Origin of the sequence: Variovorax sp. YR750 (assembly GCF_900109805.1) — a bacterium.
Classification (GTDB): domain Bacteria; phylum Pseudomonadota; class Gammaproteobacteria; order Burkholderiales; family Burkholderiaceae_C; genus Variovorax; species Variovorax gossypii.
This window is the reverse complement of sequence record NZ_FOBJ01000006.1, coordinates 132,165-152,748: the sequence shown is the minus strand read 5'-3', so window position 1 is coordinate 152,748 and position 20,584 is coordinate 132,165. Positions and strand designations below refer to the sequence as shown.

General features: G+C 68.7%; 18 protein-coding genes. 12 read left to right on the top strand and 6 right to left on the bottom strand.

Going from position 1 to position 20,584, the window contains the following annotated elements; translation table 11 throughout:
- Positions 1-102: 102 nt before the first annotated feature.
- The gene (locus BMY35_RS14435; RefSeq protein ID WP_093199978.1) at positions 103-1,641 is read right to left on the bottom strand and encodes a MocR-like pyridoxine biosynthesis transcription factor PdxR; all 1,539 of its coding nucleotides are present in this window, start codon (positions 1,639-1,641) and stop codon (positions 103-105) included.
- Positions 1,642-1,792: 151 nt separating this feature from the next.
- Here BMY35_RS14435 and BMY35_RS14430 point away from each other — a divergent pair, with 151 nt between their 5' ends.
- The 10 genes from BMY35_RS14430 to BMY35_RS14385 all read left to right on the top strand — a co-directional run bounded on the left by BMY35_RS14430 (position 1,793) and on the right by BMY35_RS14385 (position 12,757).
- Positions 1,793-2,197: a nuclear transport factor 2 family protein gene (locus BMY35_RS14430; RefSeq protein ID WP_093199976.1), complete on the top strand. Its 405-nt coding sequence runs from the start codon at positions 1,793-1,795 to the stop codon at positions 2,195-2,197.
- 41 nt (positions 2,198-2,238) lie between these two features.
- Entirely contained in the window at positions 2,239-3,735 is a 1,497-nt protein-coding gene (locus BMY35_RS14425) for an NAD(P)/FAD-dependent oxidoreductase (RefSeq protein ID WP_256228422.1), read from the top strand.
- Between the two features lie 219 nt (positions 3,736-3,954).
- Positions 3,955-5,571: an ABC transporter substrate-binding protein gene (locus tag BMY35_RS14420; protein WP_093199974.1), complete on the top strand. Its 1,617-nt coding sequence runs from the start codon at positions 3,955-3,957 to the stop codon at positions 5,569-5,571.
- Between the two features lie 15 nt (positions 5,572-5,586).
- Positions 5,587-6,564 (top strand): ABC transporter permease, encoded by a 978-nt coding sequence (locus tag BMY35_RS14415; RefSeq protein WP_093199972.1) that lies wholly within the window; start codon positions 5,587-5,589, stop codon positions 6,562-6,564.
- 14 nt (positions 6,565-6,578) lie between these two features.
- The gene (locus BMY35_RS14410) at positions 6,579-7,472 is read left to right on the top strand and encodes an ABC transporter permease (protein WP_371287169.1); all 894 of its coding nucleotides are present in this window, start codon (positions 6,579-6,581) and stop codon (positions 7,470-7,472) included.
- Positions 7,472-8,527, top strand: a complete 1,056-nt coding sequence (locus tag BMY35_RS14405) for an ABC transporter ATP-binding protein (protein ID WP_093199968.1) — start codon at positions 7,472-7,474, stop codon at positions 8,525-8,527. Before BMY35_RS14410 ends, BMY35_RS14405 begins: the two co-directional genes overlap by 1 nt.
- Complete coding sequence (locus BMY35_RS14400; RefSeq protein WP_093199966.1) at positions 8,524-9,561, top strand: ABC transporter ATP-binding protein; 1,038 nt, start codon at positions 8,524-8,526, stop codon at positions 9,559-9,561. Before BMY35_RS14405 ends, BMY35_RS14400 begins: the two co-directional genes overlap by 4 nt.
- Positions 9,562-9,566: 5 nt before the next feature.
- Entirely contained in the window at positions 9,567-11,276 is a 1,710-nt protein-coding gene (locus BMY35_RS14395) for an amidohydrolase (protein ID WP_093200441.1), read from the top strand.
- Positions 11,276-12,235 carry a CobW family GTP-binding protein gene (locus BMY35_RS14390; protein ID WP_093199963.1) on the top strand — a complete coding sequence of 320 codons (960 nt, stop codon included), beginning with the start codon at positions 11,276-11,278 and terminating at the stop codon, positions 12,233-12,235. Before BMY35_RS14395 ends, BMY35_RS14390 begins: the two co-directional genes overlap by 1 nt.
- A gap of 60 nt (positions 12,236-12,295) precedes the next feature.
- Positions 12,296-12,757, top strand: coding sequence for a GNAT family N-acetyltransferase (locus tag BMY35_RS14385; RefSeq protein WP_093200438.1), 462 nt, complete (start codon positions 12,296-12,298; stop codon positions 12,755-12,757).
- Between the two features lie 12 nt (positions 12,758-12,769).
- Here BMY35_RS14385 and BMY35_RS14380 read toward each other — a convergent pair whose 3' ends face one another.
- Positions 12,770-13,150, bottom strand: a complete 381-nt coding sequence (locus tag BMY35_RS14380) for a phosphopantetheine adenylyltransferase (RefSeq protein WP_093199961.1) — start codon at positions 13,148-13,150, stop codon at positions 12,770-12,772.
- Positions 13,151-13,230: 80 nt separating this feature from the next.
- Positions 13,231-13,575: a hypothetical protein gene (locus BMY35_RS14375; RefSeq protein ID WP_093199958.1), complete on the bottom strand. Its 345-nt coding sequence runs from the start codon at positions 13,573-13,575 to the stop codon at positions 13,231-13,233.
- A gap of 155 nt (positions 13,576-13,730) precedes the next feature.
- Here BMY35_RS14375 and BMY35_RS14370 point away from each other — a divergent pair, with 155 nt between their 5' ends.
- Positions 13,731-15,641 carry a GspE/PulE family protein gene (locus BMY35_RS14370; RefSeq protein ID WP_093199955.1) on the top strand — a complete coding sequence of 637 codons (1,911 nt, stop codon included), beginning with the start codon at positions 13,731-13,733 and terminating at the stop codon, positions 15,639-15,641.
- Positions 15,642-15,671: 30 nt separating this feature from the next.
- On the opposite strand, the gene BMY35_RS14365 is transcribed toward BMY35_RS14370, so the two are convergent.
- Together BMY35_RS14365 and BMY35_RS14360 are read right to left on the bottom strand one after the other, a co-directional pair.
- Positions 15,672-17,309, bottom strand: a complete 1,638-nt coding sequence (locus tag BMY35_RS14365) for a phospholipase D family protein (RefSeq protein ID WP_093199953.1) — start codon at positions 17,307-17,309, stop codon at positions 15,672-15,674.
- A gap of 92 nt (positions 17,310-17,401) precedes the next feature.
- Complete coding sequence (locus tag BMY35_RS14360) at positions 17,402-18,556, bottom strand: DJ-1/PfpI family protein (protein WP_093199950.1); 1,155 nt, start codon at positions 18,554-18,556, stop codon at positions 17,402-17,404.
- A gap of 42 nt (positions 18,557-18,598) precedes the next feature.
- Between BMY35_RS14360 and BMY35_RS14355 the strand changes: the two genes are divergently transcribed.
- Positions 18,599-19,621 (top strand): GlxA family transcriptional regulator, encoded by a 1,023-nt coding sequence (locus BMY35_RS14355; protein WP_093199948.1) that lies wholly within the window; start codon positions 18,599-18,601, stop codon positions 19,619-19,621.
- Positions 19,622-19,642: 21 nt separating this feature from the next.
- On the opposite strand, the gene BMY35_RS14350 is transcribed toward BMY35_RS14355, so the two are convergent.
- The gene (locus BMY35_RS14350; protein ID WP_143080675.1) at positions 19,643-20,581 is read right to left on the bottom strand and encodes a hypothetical protein; all 939 of its coding nucleotides are present in this window, start codon (positions 20,579-20,581) and stop codon (positions 19,643-19,645) included.
- Positions 20,582-20,584 lie beyond the last annotated feature (3 nt).

Sequence of the window (20,584 nt, the reverse complement as noted above, 5' to 3'; positions counted from 1 at the left end):
CAGACAGTGGGGTCGCCTTTCTTTTGCCTACTTTTCTTTGGCGAAGCAAAGAAAAGTAGGTCGCCCGCCGGGGCGAGTCCCGGCCCCGGAAAGAAAAACAACTCAGTGCATCCGCCGCCCGGCGACCCGAGACTCCCCCCGAGCCAAAGCCAACTCCTCCACCGCCATCCCCAAAGCCCGAATCCCAGCCGGAATCTGAGTAGCAGCAATAGAAGACAACCTCAACCGAAAAAACGGACAAGGATAAGGAGGCCGAGCAAAAAACACATCCCCCGCCTCAATCAAAACCCCATGGCTGCGAGCCATCAACGCCAACTCAGTCGCATCCACCCAGGTAGGCGCCTGCACCCAAATAGAAGCCCCGCCAGAAGGCAACCGAAACTCAAAATCCGGCAAATGATCCCGCAGTGCCTGCGCCGCAATAGCCAACCTCTCCTGCATCGCATGATTAACCCGCCGGGCATGCGACTCGTGATGCCCCAACGAGAGAAACAGCGCATACGCATGCTGCAGAAAAGCACTCGGATGCCGCACCATCGCATGCCGTATCACCCGCAATTCCTTGATCAGGGCACGCGGCGCCACGATGAACCCCAGCCGCAGCGCAGGCGAAAGGCTCTTCGACACAGAGCCCACATAGATCACCCGCCCCGTCTTGTCCAGGCTCTTGAGCGCCGGCATCGGCGTGCCTTCATACAGGTTCTCCGCCTCGTAGTCGTCCTCGATGATCACGAAGTCCTGCAGTTCGGCCTTGCGCAACAGCCACTGCCGCCGCTCCAGGCTCAGCGTCGCGGTCGTGGGGCTCTGGTGCGAGGGCGTGACGAACAGGTAGTCCGCAGCAGGCAGCGCATCGACCACCAGCCCGTCTTCATCGACATCCACCTCCACCCACTTCGGCTGCCGCAGCGAGAAGCTGTTGCGCGCATGCGGATGCCCCGGCTCCTCCAGCCCCACGCGGGTCTGCTCGTCGAACAGCGCCTCGGCCAGCAGGTAGTAAGCATGCTGCGCGCCCATGGTCACGAGGATCTCTTCCTTCAGCGCGAACACGCCGCGCTTGGGTAGCAAGCGCGTGCGGATCTGCTCGATCAGGTCGGGCACGTCGTCGGTCTCGAAGTCGGGGGTCCAGTGCGGCAGCTGCGAGCGCGCCAGGCTGCGCGCGCAGCATTCGCGGAAGTCTTCGGTAGGAAACAGCTGCGGGTCGTAGTTGCCGTAGACGAAAGGGTACGGATAGTCGCGCCACTGGTCGGGTTTCGACAGCGTGGGCTTGTCGACCAGCGAGCGCAGCACGCGCCCCGACCAGTCCGGCGGCTGGGTGGCCTGCCCGCTGCGGCCCACCAGAGGCTCGGCATGCACAGCCGAGAGGGGGCGCGCGCCATGCGCCACGAAGACGCCGCTGCGCGGACGCGCCTCCAGGAAACCTTCGTCGATGAGCTGCAGGTAGGCCGAGGTGACGGTATTGCGGCTCAGGCCGAGCAGCGCTGCAAGTTCGCGCGATGAAGGCAACGAGGCGCCCGGCACCAGGTGCTCCTCGAGGATGGCCTGCACCACGGCGGCCCTGAGGCGGGCCTGGAGCGGCAGTGCCGGTTGATCGGGCAGCGCGAAGAGCTGCGCCCACTGGATGGCTCGCGGATTCGGGGGCATGGTGCGCCGCAGTTTAGGGCAGTGCGTGCAATCCGTGGCGCATCCGTGGCGCTCTGGCTCGGTCGAATCCCTCCAACTGGCCCTATCGCGCGAGCAGGCCGCTGCCTACGCTTGCCTCATCGAATTTCCGAGCCTTCGTGCAGCAAACGCCATGTCTTCTTCCTCTACCGCCACAGTGACCACCGACACCCTCGCCGCCTTCAGCGATGCCTGGAACCGCCACGACATCGACGCGCTGATGAGCTTCATGACGCCCGACTGCATCTTTCAGACCGCCGCCGGCCCCGACGCCTGCGGCACGCGCCACGTCGGCACCGAAGCGGTGCGCAAGGCCTTCGCCGCCGCGTGGGCCACGGTGCCCGACGCGCAATGGAACAACGGCGTGCACTTCGTGCATGGCGACTTCGGCACCTCGCAGTGGACCTTCACCGGCACCGCCGCCGACGGCAGCCGCATCGAGAGCGACGGCATCGACGTCTTCACCTTCAAGGACGGAAAGATCCACCTGAAGAACGTGTTCCGCAAGGCACGCCCGAACCTGCCCGCAGCGAAATAGGCCTTCGTCAGGCCCTCGTTCTTCCTCTCCTGGAGCCCTTCATGACCATGACAGGCACCGTGCGCCTCGTCGCCGCCAATGCCACCGCCAGCGCGACCATCGAAGACAACGTGGTCGAACAGCAACAATCGCCGCCGCAGGCCCCCTTCCGCCCCTACGACCCGCAGTACGACCCGCTGCGCGCCCCCGACCCCGGCGCCGGCCGCGCCTACGCGCCCACCTGGTGGGTGGCCAGCGCCGGCACGCCGCCGGAGGACGACGGCCCGCTGCTGCGCGACATCGATGTCGACGTGGCCATCATCGGCTCGGGCGCCACCGGCATGTCGACCGCGCTGTACCTCGCGCAGGAGCACGGCATACAGGCCACGGTGCTCGAGGCCAACCAGGCGGCCTGGGGCTGCTCGAGCCGCAGCGGCGGCCAGGGCCAGAACGCGAGCGGCCGGCTCAAGCGCTCGCAGTGGATCGAGCGCTGGGGCCTCGACACCGCGAAGAAGCTCGACGCCGAGATACGCGGCGGCTTCGAGAACTTCCGCCACCTCACCACGCAGATCGACTGCGACGCCCACGACGGCGGCCATCTCTATCTCGCGCACCGCGCGGAGAAGCTGCCCATCCTCGATGCCGAGGCGCGGCTGATGCGCGAGAAGTTCGGCTATGCCACCCGCATGATGAGCGCGGAGGAAGTGCGCCGCGACTACTGCGACGAGCGCGAGACGGTCGGCGCAATGTACGAGGCCGAGGGCATCGGCATCCATCCGCTGAAGTTCACCTTCGGCTTGATGCGGCGCGCCCGCGCGCTGGGCGTGAAGGTGCACACATCGAGCCCTGTGCAGGGCTGGCAGACCATCGACGGCGTGCATCACCTGCAGACGCCCGCCGGCGTGGTGCGCGCGCGCCGCGTGGCGGTGTGCACCGGCGGCTACACGGGGCAGGCGCTCAACCCGATGCTGAAGGACCGGATCATGCCGATCCTGTCGAACTCGGTGGTCACGCGCCCGCTCACCGACGCCGAGCTGCAGGCCACCAACTTCCGCTCGAAGACCTTCCTGACCGACACGCGCACGCTGCGCTTCTACTACCGGCTGCTCGAAGGCAACCGGCTGCAGATCGGCAGCCGCAGCGCGGTGACCGGCGCGGATGCCGAAGGCCCGATGCACCTGAAGCTGCTCACCGATGCCATCGCGCGCAAGTTCCCGCCGCTGGCGGGCATCCGCATCGACTACTCGTGGTGGGGCTGGGTCGACATGAGCCACGACATGATGCCGCGCATCACGCAGCCCGATGCGAGCAAGAAGATCTGGTACGCGGTGGGCTACGGCGGCAATGGCGTGTCGTTCTCGACATGGGCCGGCAAGCGGCTGGCCGAGCGCGTTGCCGGCAAGGACGCCGGCAGGGATGTGTTCGAGCTGCCCATCTACGGCTCGCAGCTGCCCTTTCCCAATGTGCTGGGGGTTGTCGAGTCGCGTGCGTTCGCGCCCTTCAGGCGCATCGGGCAGCGCATGCTCTACAAGTGGTACTGGCTGCGCGACGAGAAATAGCGAGCTTCGACGGGGAGCGCGACGCACCGCCTGCGCGCATTCCCCGAAGTGGCGCATGCCCCGCCGCACAACGGGGCAAACCCGCCCCTTCTGGCCCTGCGAGTCGTGCCGGGTTGGCTCTTCGCCGGCATGCACCCAGCGCCTATCTTCGACACAAGGTCCTTGCCTTGATGAGGACCGAGTCCCGATTGCCTGTGTCGAACTCTCCGAGGTCCTGTCATGCAGCTCCCGCTCCCTCCTCTTCCTCCCCTGCTCACGCGCCGCACCACCCTGCTCTCCGCCACGCTGCTGGCCGCGAGCACCCTGCTTCCGCTGCCCGCTTCCGCGGCCGAGGAGCCCAAGCGCGGCGGCACGCTGGTGATCGGCAGCACGCAGACGCCGCGGCACCTCAACGGCGCGGTGCAGTCGGGCATTGCCACGGCCATGCCTTCCACGCAGATCTTCGCGAGCCCGCTGCGCTTCGACGACAAGTGGAACCCGCAGCCCTACCTGGCCGAATCGTGGAAGCTGGCTGACGACGGCAAGTCGCTCACGCTCAAGCTGCGCAAGGACGCGGTGTTCCACGACGGCAAGCCCGTGACCTCGGCCGACGTGGCCTTCTCGATCATGGCCATCAAGGCCAACCACCCGTTCACGACGATGATGGGGCCGGTCGAGAAGGTCGATACGCCCGACCCGTACACCGCCGTCATCCGCATGAGCGTGCCGCACCCGGCCATCGTGCTCGCGATGTCGCCCGCGCTGTGCCCCATTCTTCCCAAGCACATCTACGGCGACGGACAAGACCTGAAGAACCACCCGCGCAACACCACCGACGTGGTGGGCTCGGGCCCGTTCCGCGTGACGGAGTTCAAGCCCGCGCAGCGCATCGTGCTGGAGCGCTTCGACAAGTTCTTCTTGCCCAACAGGCCCTACCTCGACAAGGTGATCGTCAACGTCACGCCCGACATGGCGAGCCTGGTGCTCGGCCTGGAGCGCGGCGACATCCAGATGCTGCCCTTCGCCACGCTGCCCACGGACCTGAAGCGCTTCGCGAACGACCCGAGGGTGTCGCTCACGCCGAAGGGCTACGACGGCATCGGCGCGCTCAACTGGCTGGCCTTCAACACGGCGAAGAAGCCGCTGTCGGACGTGCAGGTGCGCAAGGCCATCGCCACGGCCATCGACAAGAACTTCATCGCCAAGGCGCTGATGGGCGGCTTCGCGACCGTCTCCGACGGGCCGCTCGTGGCCAGCAGCCCCTTCGCCGTGCCCGACCTCGTGCGCTACCCGCTCGACCTGAAGAAGGCCGGCGAGATGCTCGATGCCGCCGGCTACAAGGCCGGCGCGGGCGGCGAGCGCTTCAAGCTCACCATCGACTATCTGCCGGGCGCGGACGACCAGCAGAAGAACGTGGCCGAGTACATCCGCGGCCAGCTCAAGAAGGTAGGCATCACGGTGGAGGTGCGCGCCTCGGCCGACTTCCCGGCCTGGGCCAAGCGGCTGGCCTCGCACGACTTCGACCTGTCGATGGACACGGTGTTCAACTGGGGCGACCCGATCATCGGCGTGCACCGCACCTACCTGTCGACGAACATCAAGCCCATCGTCTGGACCAACACCCAGTCGTATGCCAACCCGAAGGTCGACGAGCTGCTCAACACCGCCGGCGGCCTGATCGACCCGACGCAGCGCAAGGCCTACTACGCGACCTTCCAGAAGATCGTGACCGACGAGCTGCCCATCGAGTTCATCAACCAGGTGCCGTACCACACCATCACCAGCAAGAAGGTGGCGAATGTGCCGGTCACGATCTGGGGGCCGCTCTCGCCGCTCGACGAGGTGTACCTGAAGTAAGCGGGCGGCAACATCATGGGCACGCTTCGCTACGCCGCCTCGCGGCTGCTCCAGGCCCTGGGCCTGGTGCTGGCCGTGGTGGTGCTCAACTTCGTGCTGGTGCACGCGGCGCCGGGCGACCCGGTGGAAACCATCGCGGGCGCCAGCGGCGGCATGTCGCCCGAACTGATGGCGCAGCTGCGCACGCAGTACGGGCTCGACCGCTCGCTGCCGGTGCAGCTGGGCGTGTACCTCGGCAAGGTGGCGCAGGGCGACCTGGGCTACTCGTACTTCTTCAACCTGCCGGTGACGAGCATGATCGCCGAGCGCGTGCCCGCCACGCTGCTGCTGGTGCTTAGCGCGGTGCTGCTGGCCTTCTTCGTGGGTACCGCGCTGGGAGTTCTTTCGTCGCGTAGGCCGAACGGGTTGCTCTCGCAGTTCATCACCGTGTTGTCGCTGGTAGGGTTCGCGGCGCCGGTGTTCTGGCTGGGGATCATGCTGGTGATCCTGCTGGCCTCGGTGTTTCCCGTGCTGCCGGTGGCTGGCATGCGTTCCATCGACTCGACTGGCGGCGGCGGCTTCGCGGACATGCTCGACGTGGCGCATCACCTGGTGCTGCCCACGCTCACGCTGAGCCTCGTGTATCTCGCGCAGTACAGCCGGCTCGCGCGCTCGTCGATGCTCGACGTGCTGGGCTCCGACTTCATCCGCACCGCGCGCGCCAAGGGCCTGGCCGACCGGGTGGTGCTCTACAAGCACGCGCTGCGCAACGCGCTGCTGCCGGTGGTCACGGTGCTGGGCCTGCAGTTCGGCAACGTGCTGGCGGGCGCGATCCTGGTGGAGACGGTGTTCAACTGGCCCGGCCTCGGCCGGCTGGCCTTCGAGTCGGTGCTGCGGCGCGACTACCCGACCATCCTCGGCGTGCTGCTCTTCTCCTCCATCGTGGTGGTGGTGATGAACCAGCTCACCGACCTGTGCTATCGCTTCATCGATCCGCGGATCAAGGCCTCATGAGCAAGGTGATTCCAATGCCCACCGCTGCTGCTACCGCCGCCGCATCCCCCAGGCCCGTCGTGCGCGTCGAGCACCCGGGCATGGAGGCGATGCGCATGTTCCTGCGCAACCCGGCGGCCATCGCCGGCATGGCGATGCTGATCGTCGTGCTGCTGGTGGCCATCCTCGGGCCGTGGCTCTACCCGGCCGACCCGTTCGAGATCAAGGCCGCGCCGCTCACGCCGCCCTTCAGCGAAGACGCGTGGCTGGGCACCGACTACCTCGGCCGCGACGTGCTCACCGCGCTGATCTACGGCGGGCGCGCCACGCTGCTGGTGGGCGCGGTGGCCGCGCTGCTGTCGGTGCTGATCGGCATCACGCTCGGTGCCTTCGCAGGCTACTACGGCGGCAAGGTCGATGCCGCGCTGATGAAGCTCACCGAGTTCTTCCAGGTGCTGCCGGCGCTGCTGTTCGCGATGGTGGTGGTGACGCTGTTCTCGCCCACGCTGGTGACGGTGACGCTGGCCATCGGCATCGTGAGCTGGACCGGCACCGCGCGGCTCACGCGCGCCGAGTTCATGAAGTACCGCGGCCTGGAGTTCGTGCGGGCCGAGCGGGCCATCGGCGCGCGCGACGCGCGCATCATCTGGAAGGTGATCCTGCCGAACGCGTTGCCGCCGCTGGTGGTGTCGGCCACGCTGGCCATCGGCGCGGCGATCTTGTTCGAGGCGGGACTTTCCTTCCTCGGCCTGGGCGATCCGAACCAGATGAGCTGGGGGCTGATGATCGGCTCCAGCCGGCAGTACGTGCTGTCGTGCTGGTGGGCCGTGGCCTTCCCGGGCGCCGCGATCTTCATCACCGTGCTTGCCGTGAGCCTCATCGGCGACGGCCTGAACGACGCCCTCAACCCGAAACTGAGGGAACGCTGATGCCCCAACAGGACGACGACACACTGCTGCGCGTGCAGGACCTGCACGTCGAGTTCAGCACGCGGCGCGGCAAGGCGCTGGTGCTCAACGGGGTCGACTTCGAGATCCGCGCTGGCGAGACGCTGTGCGTGGTCGGCGAGTCGGGCTGCGGCAAGAGCATGACGGCGCTAGCGCTGCTGCGGCTCATTCCCTCGCCGCCGGGGCGCATCCGCGGCGGCCGGGTGCTGTTCCAGGGCGAAGACCTGGTGCAGGCCACCGACACCCGCATGCGCGAGGTGCGCGGCAACCGCATCTCGATGATCTTCCAGGAGCCCATGACGTCGCTGAACCCGGTGTTCACCGTGGGCGACCAGATCGGCGAATCGCTGCAGCTGCATGCCGGCATGAACACGCACGCGGCGCGGCAGCGCGCCATCGAGATGCTGCGGCAGGTGGGCATTCCGGCGCCGGAGCGGCGCGTGGACGAATATCCGCACCAGCTCTCCGGCGGCATGCGCCAGCGCGTGATGATCGCGATGGCGCTGGCCTGCCGGCCCGACATATTGATCGCCGACGAGCCCACCACCGCGCTCGACGTGACGGTGCAGGCGCAGATCTTCGACCTGCTGCGCGAGCTGCAGCGCGAGAAGGGCACGGCCATCATGCTCATCACGCACGACATGGGCGCGGTGGCCGAGATGGCCGACCGCGTGATGGTGATGTACGCGGGCCGAGTCATCGAGCAGGGCACCACCGAACAGGTGCTGTCGGAGCCCGGCCACCCCTACACGCGCGGACTGATCGACTGCCTGCCCGAGCTGGGCAGCAGCGCGGCATACCGCGACGGCGGGCGCGAAGACCTCGCCGAGATCGCCGGCGTGGTGCCCTCGATCTGGGCGCTGGGCACCGGCTGCGCCTTCCGCGAGCGCTGCCCGCGCGCCATGCCGCGCTGCGCGGCCGAGGTGCCGCCGATGTTCGCGGTGCATGGCGAAGTGGCTGCAGGCGTGCCTCACGGCGCAGCCTGCTGGCTGCATGCCGAGGCAGCGGCAGTCCAACCCGAAAGAGAGGCCGCATGACGTTCATCGGCAAGACCGACACGCTGCTTTCGGTCGACGACCTGAAGGTGCACTTTCCGCGCGGCAAGGCCGGCTGGGGCCGCACGCCCGAGGTGGTGAAGGCGGTGGACGGCGTTTCCTTCTCGGTGCGCCGCGGCAGCACGCTCGCGGTGGTGGGCGAATCGGGCTCGGGCAAGACCACGACCGCGCTGGCGGTGATGCGGCTCGCGCCCGTCACCTCGGGGCGCATGCAGCTGGGCGGCACCGACCTGGGCGCGCTGCAGGGCGAGGCGCTGCGGCAGGCGCGCACGCGCATGCAGATCATCTTCCAGGACCCGTTCTCCTCGCTGAATCCGCGCGAGCGCGCAGGCGCCGCCGTGCGCGCGCCGCTCGACCTGATGCGCGTTGGCACGCCCGAGGAGCGCACGCGCCGCGTGGCCGAGCTCTTCGAGGCGGTGGGCCTGCGGCCGGAGCAGCAGCACCTGTTTCCGCATCAGTTCTCGGGCGGGCAGCGCCAGCGCATCAACATCGCACGGGCGCTGGCCACCAACCCGGAGCTGGTGGTGTGCGACGAGCCGGTGTCCGCGCTCGACATCGCCATCCGCGCGCAGATATTGAACCTGCTGGCGCGGCTGCAGCGCGAGCTGGGGCTGACCTACCTCTTCATCTCGCACGACATGGCGGTGGTGGAGCACATCTGCGACGACATCGCCGTGATGTACCTCGGCCAGATCGTCGAGCGCGCGCCGCGCCGCAGCTTCTTCGCGCGGCCGCTGCATCCTTACAGCGTGGCGCTGATGTCGGCCGTGCCCACGGTGAGCGGCGGGCGGCGGCGCGCGGCCAACCGCATCAAGCTGAGCGGAGACCCGCCCAGCCCCATCGACCCGCCCAAGGGCTGCCGCTTCGCAGGCCGCTGCCCGGTGGCGGAAGCGGCCTGCACGGCGGAACTGCCTCCGCTGCGCGAGGTCGCGCCCGATCACTGGGTACGCTGCAGGCGCGTCGACGTCGTCGACGGGCTGCCGCGCCCTCCTCTTTCGATTCCCGAATCGCCATGAATGCCATGAGCCAAGCGAACAACACGACCACCATCTACGCCGCCCGCAAGATCATCACCATGAACCCGATGCAGCCGCACGCCACCCACGTGGCGGTGCGCGACGGCCGCGTGCTGGCCGTCGGCGCACTCGCGGACATGCAGGGCTGGGGCCCCTTCACGCTCGACGAGCGCTTCGCCGGCAAGGTGCTGATGCCCGGTCTCGTCGAGGGCCACTGTCACCTGAAGGAAGGCAGCATGTGGGACTGGACGTACCTCGGCTGGTTCGACCGTCGCGACCCCGAGGGCAAGGTGTGGAGCGGCCTTCGCTCGATGGACGAGGTGGTCTCGCGGCTGAGCGAAGTCGCCGCGAAGATGACGGCCGACGGCATTCCCGACAGCGAACCGCTCGTCGCCTGGGGGTTCGATCCGATCTACTTCGGCGGCGAGCGCATGACGGTGCGCCACGTCGACCGCGCGAGCGGCACGCGGCCCATCGTCATCGGCCACGCCAACGGCCACCTGATGAACGTCAACAGCGCGATGCTGCGCATTGCCGAGATCACGCGCGACAACGAGGTGGAAGGCGTGGTCAAGTTCGCGGATGGCGAGAGCGAAGGCGAGCCCACCGGCGAGCTGCAGGAGCCGGCTGCGATGTTCCTGGTGCTGCGCAAGATCGGCAACGCCGGCCTGCTCGCGCCGATGACCGAGGCCGGCGTGCGCTCCTTCGCGCGGCTGGCCTGCCTGCAGGGCGTGACCACCGCGACCGACCTGGTCAACAAGCTCACGCCCGAGGACTGCGGCGTTCTGGAAAAGGCCACGGGCGACGACGGCTTCGGCGTGCGCATCCTGCCCGCGTTCCAGGCCTTCCACGGCACGCACGGCGCCGCGCAGGGTGCGGAGCACGTGAAGTCGCTGATGCCGCGCAACACCGACCGGCTGCGCTACGGCCTGGTGAAGATGATGCTCGACGGATCGATCCAGGGCTTCTCGGCACGGCTGCGCTGGCCGGGCCACTTCAACGGCGCACCCAACGGCATCTGGGTGACCGCGCCCGCGCAGTACGAGGCCGACTTCGAGACCTACCACCGCGCGGGCCTCACCATCCACACGCACACCAACGGCGACGAGGCCAGCGAGGTGGCCATCGATGCGATCGAGCGGGTGCTGGCGCGCGCGCCGCGCCCCGACCACCGCCACACGCTGCAGCACGGCCAGATGATCGACGCGCCGCTGTTCCGCCGCATGGCATCGCTGGGCCTGTGCGCCAACCTGTTCGCCAACCACATCTGGTACTGGGGCGACCAGCACTACGAGATGACCATGGGCCCGGACCGCGCCAACCGGCTCGACGCCTGCGGCAGCGCACTGGCGGCCGGCGTGCCGCTGGCCATTCATTCCGACGCGCCGGTGACGCCGCTCGGGCCGCTCTTCACCGCGTGGTGCGCCGTGAACCGCATCACGCCCAAGGGCCGGCTGCTGGGCGAGGCCGAGCGCATCACCGTGCCGCAGGCGCTGCGCGCCATTACGCTCGGCGCGGCATGGACGCTGAAGCTCGACGGCGAGATCGGCAGCATCGAATGCGGCAAGCGCGCCGACTTCTGCGTGCTGGAAGACGACCCGCTGGAGATGGACCCGATGGCGCTGAAGGATGCGCGCGTGTGGGGCACGGTGCTTTCGGGCCGCGTGTTCGAGGCACAGAGGGGTCAGGGGGGTCAGGGGGGCCAGGGCGCGTGATGTCGGCAAGGCGACTTCCGTTCACCGTCATCGGCGGCTTTCTCGGTGCGGGCAAGACCACGCTGCTCAACCGCTGGCTGCGCGAGGCGAAGGGCCTGCGCATGGCGGTGCTGGTGAACGACTTCGGCGCGCTCAACATCGACGCCGACCTGATCGCCGCCACGCACGGCGACACCACCGCGCTGACCAACGGCTGCGTGTGCTGCCAGATCGGCGACGACCTGGGCCGCGCGCTGGTGGAGGTGATCGAAGCGAAGACGCCTTTCGATGCTGTGGTGATCGAGGCCAGCGGCGTGTCGGACCCGTGGCGCATCGCGCAGATCGGCATGGCCGCGCCGGAGCTGAGCCTCGAAGGCGTGATCGTGCTGGTGGATGCGAGCGTGGCCGCGCGACAGTCGACGGACCCGCTGCTGGCCGACACGCTGGCGCGGCAACTGAAGTCGGCGGACCTGGTGGTGCTGAACAAGGCAGACATCGCATCGGCCGACGCTCTGGCCGCGGCGAAGGCCTGGGTGGAAGCCAGCGCGCCCGGCACGCCGTGCATCGAGACCACGGAGGCTGCGGTGCCGCTGGCGCTGCTGTCGGGGTTGCCGCAATCCGCCCTCGCGCCGCATGCATGCGGCCCGGATTGCGACCACGATCACGATCACGACCATGGGTCGCCCGACCACGGCGCGATCTTCCAGACCTGGAGCGCGCAGCCCGGGGCGATGATCCCGGCCGCCACGCTGCGCGCCTGGCTGCGCGAGATGCCGCCGGGCGTGCTTCGGCTCAAGGGCCTGCTGCGCACCGGCCATGGCGCCGGCGGCGACGAGTGGTCCGAAGTCCAGTACGCGGGTCGCCATGGTTCGCTGCGCAAGGCCGCACCGCCTTCGGGGCTGGCCAGCGCCGGCGTCGTCGCCATCGGCCTGCAAGGGCAGCTGCCTGAAAAGATGCTGAAGGAATTCTTCGCGGCGTGAGCGCCGCCGCGCCCGTCGTGTTGCAATCGCACGTTTTCCAACGTGCAGGCCACCGACGACATGAGTTCCTCCCTACTGATCCGCCCACCGACGCCCGACGACTACGCGGCATGGAAGCCGCTCTGGGACGGCTACAACGCCTTCTACGGACGCGAGGGCCCGACCGCCCTTGCAGACGAGATCACGCAGGCCACCTGGCAGCGCTTCTTCGACGCCTACGAGCCGGTGCATGCGCTGGTAGCCGAGCGCGACGGGCAGCTGGTCGGGCTCACGCACTACCTGTACCACCGCAGCACCACCCGGCTGGAGCCGACCTGCTACCTGCAGGACCTGTTCACGCTGCCTTCGGAACGCGGCAGGGGCGTCGGCCGGCAGCTGATCAACGGTGTGTACGAACGCGTGAAGCTCGCGGGCGGCCACCGCGTGTACTGGCAGACGCACGTGACCAACACGGCGGGCCGCACGCTCTACGACAAGGTAGCGACGCACGACGGCTTCATCGTCTACGGCACGCTGGTCTGAGAACACGGCCGGTCAGGCGCGGTCCTTCGCGTACAGGAACGCGCCGCCGGCAATGACCAGCAGCACCAGCGCCACCACGTCGACCGCGAAGACCCTGGCGAGCTGCGCGTTGTACCCGCCCACCATCGCCGCGAGCAGCAGGAACGACGCGACGCTCGCGAGCCCCGCGATCAACGCCATTGCCTGATGAGCCGGCCGGAACGCGGCCTGGCAGAGGAACAGGCCGAGCAGCCCGAAGAACACCGCGCGATGCCGCAGCAGGATCTCGAGGTTCGGCTCCGCTACGTCGATGCCATACAGGCCGTGCAGCCGCGCCACGCCCAGCACGCCGGCAAGCGGGAGGACGTGGATGAGGCCGACGAGAAAGAGAGCGACAGGGACGATGTAGCGCATGCCCCGTTTCTATGCGGGCACCCGTCGTCGCGCCATGACCTGCGAGGTCATGAAGCCGCATGCGCGGTCTTCGGTGTTTCTCAGTACTTGATGGTCACTCCGGCCTTGACGCCGTTGTTGGCCTTGCCGTCCGACTTCACGCCGCCCGAGAACGACACGTTGCCCCCGGTGCTCGCGCCCAGCGAGTACGTTGGCCTCGGCGTGGAGGTGTCTGTGCCGATGTAGGTGCCGCTGCCGTCGGGGCGCTGCACGCCGACGGTGGTGCCGTTGACGGTGGCCGAGGTCTCGGTCGGGTTTACGTTTGGCGCGATGTAGACGGAGCCCTTCTCGTCGCTGTCGACGGGCACCTTGATGGGCTCCGCCCGCGCCGCGAGGCCGAGCACGCCGAACCCCAAGGTTGTCGCAAGAATCATCAGTTGACGCATTGTTTACATCCTTGGGCAAGCGGCGATCAACGCGCGTAGGACGGGAGGAAATTCAGCATTGAGAACTTGCGTACTCAATGACAAAACGAATGGCAAGCGACTCGATCAGGCTCTACGATGCGTGCCGGAAACCAGACAGGAAGGAGAACGCACCGATGTCCAACAACGAAGTCGTCATGCCCGAGCAATTGCTCAGCGCGCTCGCAGCCCAGAGCCGCACGCCCATCGCGCGCATCGGCGAGGCGCTCATCGCGCTGGACATGATCACGCAGGCGCAGCTTCGCGAAGGACTCGAGCGGCAGAAGCTCGAGCCGACGGTGCCGCTGGGCGAGACGCTGGTGCGCATGGGCGTGGTGAACCGCAGCCAGCTGCAGACGGCGCTGGTGCGCAAGATGGGCTATCCGCTGGTCAACCTGCACCTGTTTCCCGCGACGGCCGACGCGCTGCGCAAGCTGCCGCATGCGGTGGCCAAGCGGCTGCAGCTCATGCCGCTGATGGTGCACGAGGGGCGCCTCGTCGTCGCCGTCGATGACCCGACGGGCCGGCACACGGCACTCGACGAGGTGGAGTTCATGGCGCAGATGAAGGTCACGCCGGTCGTCGGGCACTGCCTGGACCTCGACGGCGTGCTGCTCGGCGCCTACGAGAAGATCGGCGAGTCGACGGCGAGCACGGTGCCCGGCGCCTTCCAGATCGACACCGACCCGTCGCGCCCCCTGGACTTCGACATGGCCGGCACCAGCGAGCTGCTGCAGACGCTGGAGAAGGAAGGCACCGTGACCGCGCCGCCGAGCGAGGCACCCATCGAGCAGTCGGACAACTCGCTGGTGCGCATGATCAACAGCATGATCATCGAGGCGCACCGCGAGGGCGTCTCCGACATCCACATCGAGAGCTATCCCGGCCAGGAGAAGACGCGCATCCGCTTCCGGCGCGACGGCCTGCTCTACACCTATCTCGAGCTGCCGCCGAGCTACCGCAACGCCATCGTCGCGCGCGTGAAGATCATGTGCGACCTGGACATCAGCGAGAAGCGCAACCCGCAGGACGGCAAGATCAACTTCACCAGGTATTCGCCGCAGCACCGCATCGAGCTGCGCGTGGCGACCATTCCCACCAACAACGGGCTCGAGGACGTGGTGATGCGCATCCTGGCCTCGGCCAAGCCCATTCCGATGGACCGGCTGGGCCTCTCGCCCGACAACCTCGCGCAGCTGACGAAGGCGGTCGAGCGCCCCTACGGCATGGTGCTGTGCGTGGGCCCCACGGGCTCGGGCAAGACCACCACGCTGCATTCGGCGCTGATGCACATCAACACGCCCGAGCGCAAGATCTGGACGGCCGAAGACCCGGTGGAAATCACGCAGACCGGGCTGCGGCAGGTGCAGATCAACCCGCGAATCGACTGGACCTTCGCCAAGGCGCTGCGCGCCTTCGTGCGCGCCGACCCGGACGTGATCATGGTCGGCGAGATCCGCGACGAGGAAACGGCCAAGACCGCCATCGAGGCATCGCTGACAGGCCACCTCGTGCTCTCGACCCTGCACACCAACAGCGCGCCCGAGACCGTCACCCGCCTGCTGGACATGGGCATGGACCCGTTCAACTTCGCCGACTCGCTGCTGGCCGTGCTCGCGCAGCGGCTGGTGCGGCGCCTGTGCACGCAGTGCACCACCAGCACGCCCGCGAGCCCCGAGACGGTCGAGGAACTGCTGAACGACTACATGCACGCCTTCGGCGGCGCGCAGCAGCACGACCCGGGCCAGCGCAAGGCGGTGCTGGCCGGCTGGGTGCAGCGCCACGGCCGCGACGGGCGGCTGCACACCTACACGAGCAAGGGCTGCAAGCATTGCGGCGACACCGGCTTCAAGGGGCGCGTGGGCATCCACGAGCTGATGGGAATGTCGAAGTCGCTGCGTCGCCTGGTGCAGACCGGCGCACGCGCCGAAGAGCTCCAGCAGGCCGCCCTGCAGGAGGGCATGCGCACGCTGCGGCAGGACGGCATCGAGAAGGTGCTGGCCGGGCAGACCACCATCGAGGAAGTGCGCGCGACCAGCAACGCCTGAGAGCGCGCGGCCGCGGCCCCTGCCGCCGGCCTACAGCAGGCTCAGCGGAATGAACGGCGCAACCAGCCGCAGCTTGAGTCGCTGCCACGCCGTGGTCTCGGGCGGCACGTCGTAGGCCGTCTCCTTGCCGTCGTCGTCCTGCTCCACCCATTCGATGCTCCGGCCCGTGGCATCGAGCCGCAGCCGGTAGGCACTGCCCGCGTCGGCGAAGCTGTCGAGCTGCCGCGCCATCTCGGGGCTGTCGATGATGATGCCCAGTTCGGTGTTGAGACGGGCCGAGCGCGGGTCGAGGTTCATCGAGCCGAGGAACACCTGCTTGCGGTCCACGATGCCGTTCTTCATGTGGAGCGCGCCGGTGCGGTGGCCGAAGATGCCGAGCTTGCCGCGCTTCACGCTCAGCGTGGGACTGAGCTCGTAGATGGCCACACCCGACTTGAGCAGCTCGTGGATGTGCGGCCAGTAACCCACGTACACCCAGGGCTCGTCGGTGGAGGCCAGCGAGTTGGTGACGAGCTCGACCTTGATGCCGGCGGCCTGTGCTTCCGCGAGGTTGGCCACCGCCGCGTCCGACGGCACGAAGTAAGGCGACACCATCTTGATGCTGGAGCGCGAGGTGCGGAACCACTGGATCACGCCCTCGGTCACGGTGCCCTTGATGGAGTTCTCGCGCTCGTTGAGGCCCTCGGTCTTGGTGAGCGGATCGAACAGCACCCGCGCATGCGCCCACAGCAGCGGGCTGAGCCGGTCCTCGGCCAGCTCGAACGGCAGGTTGAGCATGGGCAGCATCTCCAGCGGCAGGCTGTGCGGCTCGCCGTCGACCGGGTTGGCGATCCTGCCGTCCGGCGGGATGCGGGGCGCCTCGGGCGGCTTCACGGCGGCCGTGAGCCTGTCGAAGTTCTGCCGCAGCTGCCCGGGCGTGAGCGCGCTGCTGGCGATGCGGCCCACGGGGTAGACGACCTCGCTGTTCCAGTAGTGGTCGAACTCGTCCGAGAGCTGCCGCACCACCGGGCCGGCCGCGAAGACATCCATGTCGACGAAGTTGCTGCCGGAGGCATTCATCACGTACTCGTCGGCCATGTTGCGCCCGCCCGCCACGGCCGCGACGTTGTCGGCCACGAAGAGCTTGTTGTGCATGCGCCGGTTGATGCGGCCGAACTCCAGCCCCGAGCTGATGAAGCGCGTCAGGTCGCTGCCGCGCCCGCCGGGAAACGGGTTGAACAGGCGGACCTGCACGTTGGGGTAGCTGGCGAGCGCGAGCAGCAGCTCGTCTTCGCCGGTGGTGTAGAGGTCGTCCACCAGCAGCCGCACGCGCACGCCGCGCTGCGCCGCGTCGCGCAGCTCGCGCATCAGGGCGCGGCCGGTGTTGTCGGCGGCCAGCAGGTAGTACTGCACGTCGAGGCTGCGGGTGGCGAGCTTCGCGAGCTCGATGCGGGTGGCGAACGAGGTCGGGCCGTAGGGCAGCAGCTGGAAGCCGGAGCGGTCGTCCGCCTGCTCGTTCCCGGGCAGGACCTTCCGCGTGATCGCATCGAGCGGCGTGGAGCGGAAGTCGGCGATGGCGGCGACCGGCCGCTCCGACACCCGCGGAGGCAGGCTGGAACATGCGCCCATCAACATCGAGAAGACGAGCGCGAGCGCGGCAAGGGGCGCGCGCCAGCATGTGGTTGTCATTTCTTCTGCTCCCGGCTCTTCGGTTGGACCATCGTCCCGGCCCCTGGAGAGAGGGACGATCCGGCCGAGAGTATGACGCGGCCCGGTGCGCGTCAGCCCGGGCAGGCGGCGGCGCCCTGCGCAGGGTATTCCATCTCCTGCATCACCCATTCGCGCCGGGCGTCGCCATGGCGGCCGGCGATCTCGCACAGCGTGCGGTCGAGCTGCGGCACCGGCTTTAGCGCGGCCGTCAGAAGCGGCCGTGGCGCGTCACTGGCAGTGGCAGGCCGGGCCAGCAGCACCAGACCGCTGCGCAGCCTGACCGGGCCCGAGGCCGACACGGCCTCGACCCGCACGCGCCCGGTGCGCTCCCATGCGTCGACAGCCAGCGCGAGGGAGACGTCGTCCATGCCGTCGCGCACCTCGACGCTCCAGCGCTCGACGCGCCAGAACGCGGCCTTGTTGAGCAGGTAGGCGACGCGCTTGCCGGCATCAAGGCCGAAGGGGGAGCTGTCGTGCACCGGGCTCCACGAGGCCACGCCCAGTTCGCCCGCGAGCGTGGAGGCTTTCTCGCGCCCGCCGATGGCTTCCACCAGCGCCAGCATCGTGGGCACCGACGCGGTGATGCCGGTGGTGGTGGCCACGCCCCGGTCCACCAGGTAGCGCCGGTGCGGCAGATGCGTGGAGCCCGCGTGGCGCTCGAGCAGCTTGCCGCGGTCGAACCAGTGGCCCGCGAAGCGCCGGCCGTCGAGCAGGCCGGCCTGCCCCACCACCAGCGCGCCGGAGCACACGCCGATCACCCGCGCGCCCTGCTGCGACTGCCGCCGCAGCCAGGCGGTGATCTCGGGTGCGTCTTCTTTCAGCATCGCGGGGACGATCACGTAGTCGGCGCCCGCGGGATGCGCGCGGTCGAAGCCGGCGAAGTCCTGCGCGCCGTCCACCTGCAGCGCAGGAAACAGGTCGACGCGGCCGGAGCGCGGTGCCACGATGCGCACCTCGGCGATGTCGGCGCGGCTGAGCACCGCGTACGGCAGCAGCAGGTCGGTCATTTCGGTGCCGTCGTTCGAGGCGAGCACGGCGATCACCGGCCGGCTGCCGCCCGGGTTGCGCGGCTTCATCGCATCGACGAAGGCCTGCTGGTCGCGCTGGAGCGCGGCCGTGTCGTCGCGCGCCGGTGGCGGCAGCGGCGCGCCGGCGGAGCAGCCCGCGAAAACGAGCACCGCCATGCCGGCTGCCGCCAGCGCGCGTGAAAATGACCCGGTGAACATCGACGTTTCTCCATGACTGCAGGCAATGCCCCGAGAGTACGAATGCCCACCCTGCCCCACAAGGACGAAGAAACCGCGGTTCCTGCCAGCCATGGCGCCGCCGGCGTGGTGGTGCTGGTCGCGTTCGACGGCGTCGAGGCCATCGACATTGCCGGCCCGGCCAGCGTCTTCAGCAAGGCCGAGCAGATGCGCCCCGGCACCTACCGCCTGCACATCGCGTCGCCGGCCGGCGGCAGCGTGCTCACCAACGGCGGACTGAGCTTCGCCGGCACGCTGGCGCTGCGTCAGTTGCCGGCGGAGATCGACACGCTGATCGTGGCCGGCGGCGACGAGCCTTCCGTGCGCTTCGCCATCCTCGAGCAGAACGTGAGCGCGTGGATCGCCGAAGTCGCGCCGCGCGTGCGACGCGTGGGCAGCGTGTGCACCGGCGCCTTCGCGCTGGCCGCCGCCGGCCTGCTCGACGGCCGCGAGGCCACCACCCACTGGAGCGCCTGCGACATGCTGCAGCAGCTGCGCCCGCAGGTGCGCGTGCAGCGCGAGCGCATCTACGTGCAGGACGGTCCCATGTGGACCTCGGCCGGCGTCACCACCGGCATCGAACTCGCGCTGGCCCTGGTGGAGGACGACCTGGGCCACGCCGTGTCGATGGACATCGCCCGCACGCTGGCGCTGCCGATGCTGCGCGGCGGCGAGCAGCCGCAACTGAGCCAGGCGCTCGAGGCGCAGGCCACGGCCAGCCACCGGCTGCGCGAACTGGTGGCGTGGATAGGCACGCATCCGCAGGAAGACCTGTCGGTCGAGGCGATGGCCGCGCGCGCGGGGATGAGCCCGCGCAACTTCGCGCGCGCCTTCGCGGCCCAGACCGGCTGCACGCCGGCGCGCTTCGTCGAGCAGACCCGCGTGGCCGCCGCCGCGCAGCTGCTGCGGCAGACGGGCTGGACGCAGGAGAAGATCGCGGGCCTCAGCGGCTTCCGCTCGGTGGACGCGCTGCAGCGCGCGTTCGCGAGGCAGCACGGGCAGACGCCGCAGGCCTATCGCGACGAAGGCGGTTCCGCCCGCCGGTGAACGGGCCGACGTCCCTGATCGTCAGGCCGCGGCCACTGCCGCCGACAGCGCCTTGTGCGTCGCGATGCCCGCGTCCACCTCGTTCCTGAAGAAGGCGTAGCAGTACCAGCGGTAGGAGTCGGTGTTGTAGATGGTGGCGTTCTTGTGCCGCTCGGCGAGGCGCTTCACCTGCTTCGATCCGATGAAATGCCCTCTTCCCGAAGCGGCCAGCGGCCCGTGCGCGTTGTTGCCGGTGCACTGCGGAATGTCGGCATCGGCGCGGGGCGTGTAGTGCGCGGCATCCAGCAGCAGCCGGTGCTGCTGGCACTCGCCGCAGACGTCGGCGAGCCCGAGGTTGTGGCCCACCTCGTGGATCAGCACGCCGGCATGGAAGTGGCCGGCGGTTCCCTTCGGAAATGACGGCCCGATCGCCATGAGATAGCCGCCTCGCCCGCCCTTCAAGGCGGCGGCGTCGCCTCTCTCGTTGCTGTCGTAGAGCATCCAGCGCGGGTCCCTCAGGTCGGCCTCCATCTGGCCGAGCTTTTCCCGCACGTACTTCGATCGCGACATGAATCCTGATTCGGCCGCCGCATTGCCGGCGGCAATGCCCGCCTTTCGGGTCGCGCTGCTGCCGTGCCACGCACGCGAGCCGAAGATGGTTTCGTAGTTCGTCTTGCCCGGCCATGTGTGCAGGCCTACATCGGCCCTGGCCTTGCGCAGCATCACCAGCGCGGTGTCGAGACAGGCGCCGAGCTCGTCGACCCGCTCCTGGTTGAATCCGACGAAGCGCACATGGCGATGGCCGCCGCCGGCGGGCTTCAGCACCACCTTGTCGACGATACCCCGGCATTCACCCTCGGACAGCTCCTGGCTCATCAGGCCGAGGCCCAGCCCATCCCCGAACTGAATCGCATGGCGGACCTTGGCGCGCTGCAGATCGATGGGGAAGTTCTGGCGGACGTAGTCGACGAGTTTGGGCATGCG

What these genes read in the sequence shown, in the direction of transcription:
- BMY35_RS14355 (WP_093199948.1), top strand. Translation starts at nt 18,599, where the DNA reads ATGCCCACCCTGCCCCACAAGGACGAAGAAACCGCGGTTCCTGCCAGC.
- BMY35_RS14405 (WP_093199968.1), top strand. Translation starts at nt 7,472, where the DNA reads ATGCCCCAACAGGACGACGACACACTGCTGCGCGTGCAGGACCTGCAC.
- BMY35_RS14370 (WP_093199955.1), top strand. Translation starts at nt 13,731, where the DNA reads ATGTCCAACAACGAAGTCGTCATGCCCGAGCAATTGCTCAGCGCGCTC.
- BMY35_RS14385 (WP_093200438.1), top strand. Translation starts at nt 12,296, where the DNA reads ATGAGTTCCTCCCTACTGATCCGCCCACCGACGCCCGACGACTACGCG.
- BMY35_RS14395 (WP_093200441.1), top strand. Translation starts at nt 9,567, where the DNA reads ATGAGCCAAGCGAACAACACGACCACCATCTACGCCGCCCGCAAGATC.
- BMY35_RS14375 (WP_093199958.1), bottom strand. Translation starts at nt 13,575, where the DNA reads ATGCGTCAACTGATGATTCTTGCGACAACCTTGGGGTTCGGCGTGCTC.
- BMY35_RS14350 (WP_143080675.1), bottom strand. Translation starts at nt 20,581, where the DNA reads ATGCCCAAACTCGTCGACTACGTCCGCCAGAACTTCCCCATCGATCTG.
- BMY35_RS14430 (WP_093199976.1), top strand. Translation starts at nt 1,793, where the DNA reads ATGTCTTCTTCCTCTACCGCCACAGTGACCACCGACACCCTCGCCGCC.
- BMY35_RS14400 (WP_093199966.1), top strand. Translation starts at nt 8,524, where the DNA reads ATGACGTTCATCGGCAAGACCGACACGCTGCTTTCGGTCGACGACCTG.
- BMY35_RS14365 (WP_093199953.1), bottom strand. Translation starts at nt 17,309, where the DNA reads ATGACAACCACATGCTGGCGCGCGCCCCTTGCCGCGCTCGCGCTCGTC.
- BMY35_RS14425 (WP_256228422.1), top strand. Translation starts at nt 2,239, where the DNA reads ATGACCATGACAGGCACCGTGCGCCTCGTCGCCGCCAATGCCACCGCC.
- BMY35_RS14390 (WP_093199963.1), top strand. Translation starts at nt 11,276, where the DNA reads ATGTCGGCAAGGCGACTTCCGTTCACCGTCATCGGCGGCTTTCTCGGT.
- BMY35_RS14380 (WP_093199961.1), bottom strand. Translation starts at nt 13,150, where the DNA reads ATGCGCTACATCGTCCCTGTCGCTCTCTTTCTCGTCGGCCTCATCCAC.
- BMY35_RS14420 (WP_093199974.1), top strand. Translation starts at nt 3,955, where the DNA reads ATGCAGCTCCCGCTCCCTCCTCTTCCTCCCCTGCTCACGCGCCGCACC.
- BMY35_RS14410 (WP_371287169.1), top strand. Translation starts at nt 6,579, where the DNA reads ATGCCCACCGCTGCTGCTACCGCCGCCGCATCCCCCAGGCCCGTCGTG.
- BMY35_RS14435 (WP_093199978.1), bottom strand. Translation starts at nt 1,641, where the DNA reads ATGCCCCCGAATCCGCGAGCCATCCAGTGGGCGCAGCTCTTCGCGCTG.
- BMY35_RS14360 (WP_093199950.1), bottom strand. Translation starts at nt 18,556, where the DNA reads ATGTTCACCGGGTCATTTTCACGCGCGCTGGCGGCAGCCGGCATGGCG.
- BMY35_RS14415 (WP_093199972.1), top strand. Translation starts at nt 5,587, where the DNA reads ATGGGCACGCTTCGCTACGCCGCCTCGCGGCTGCTCCAGGCCCTGGGC.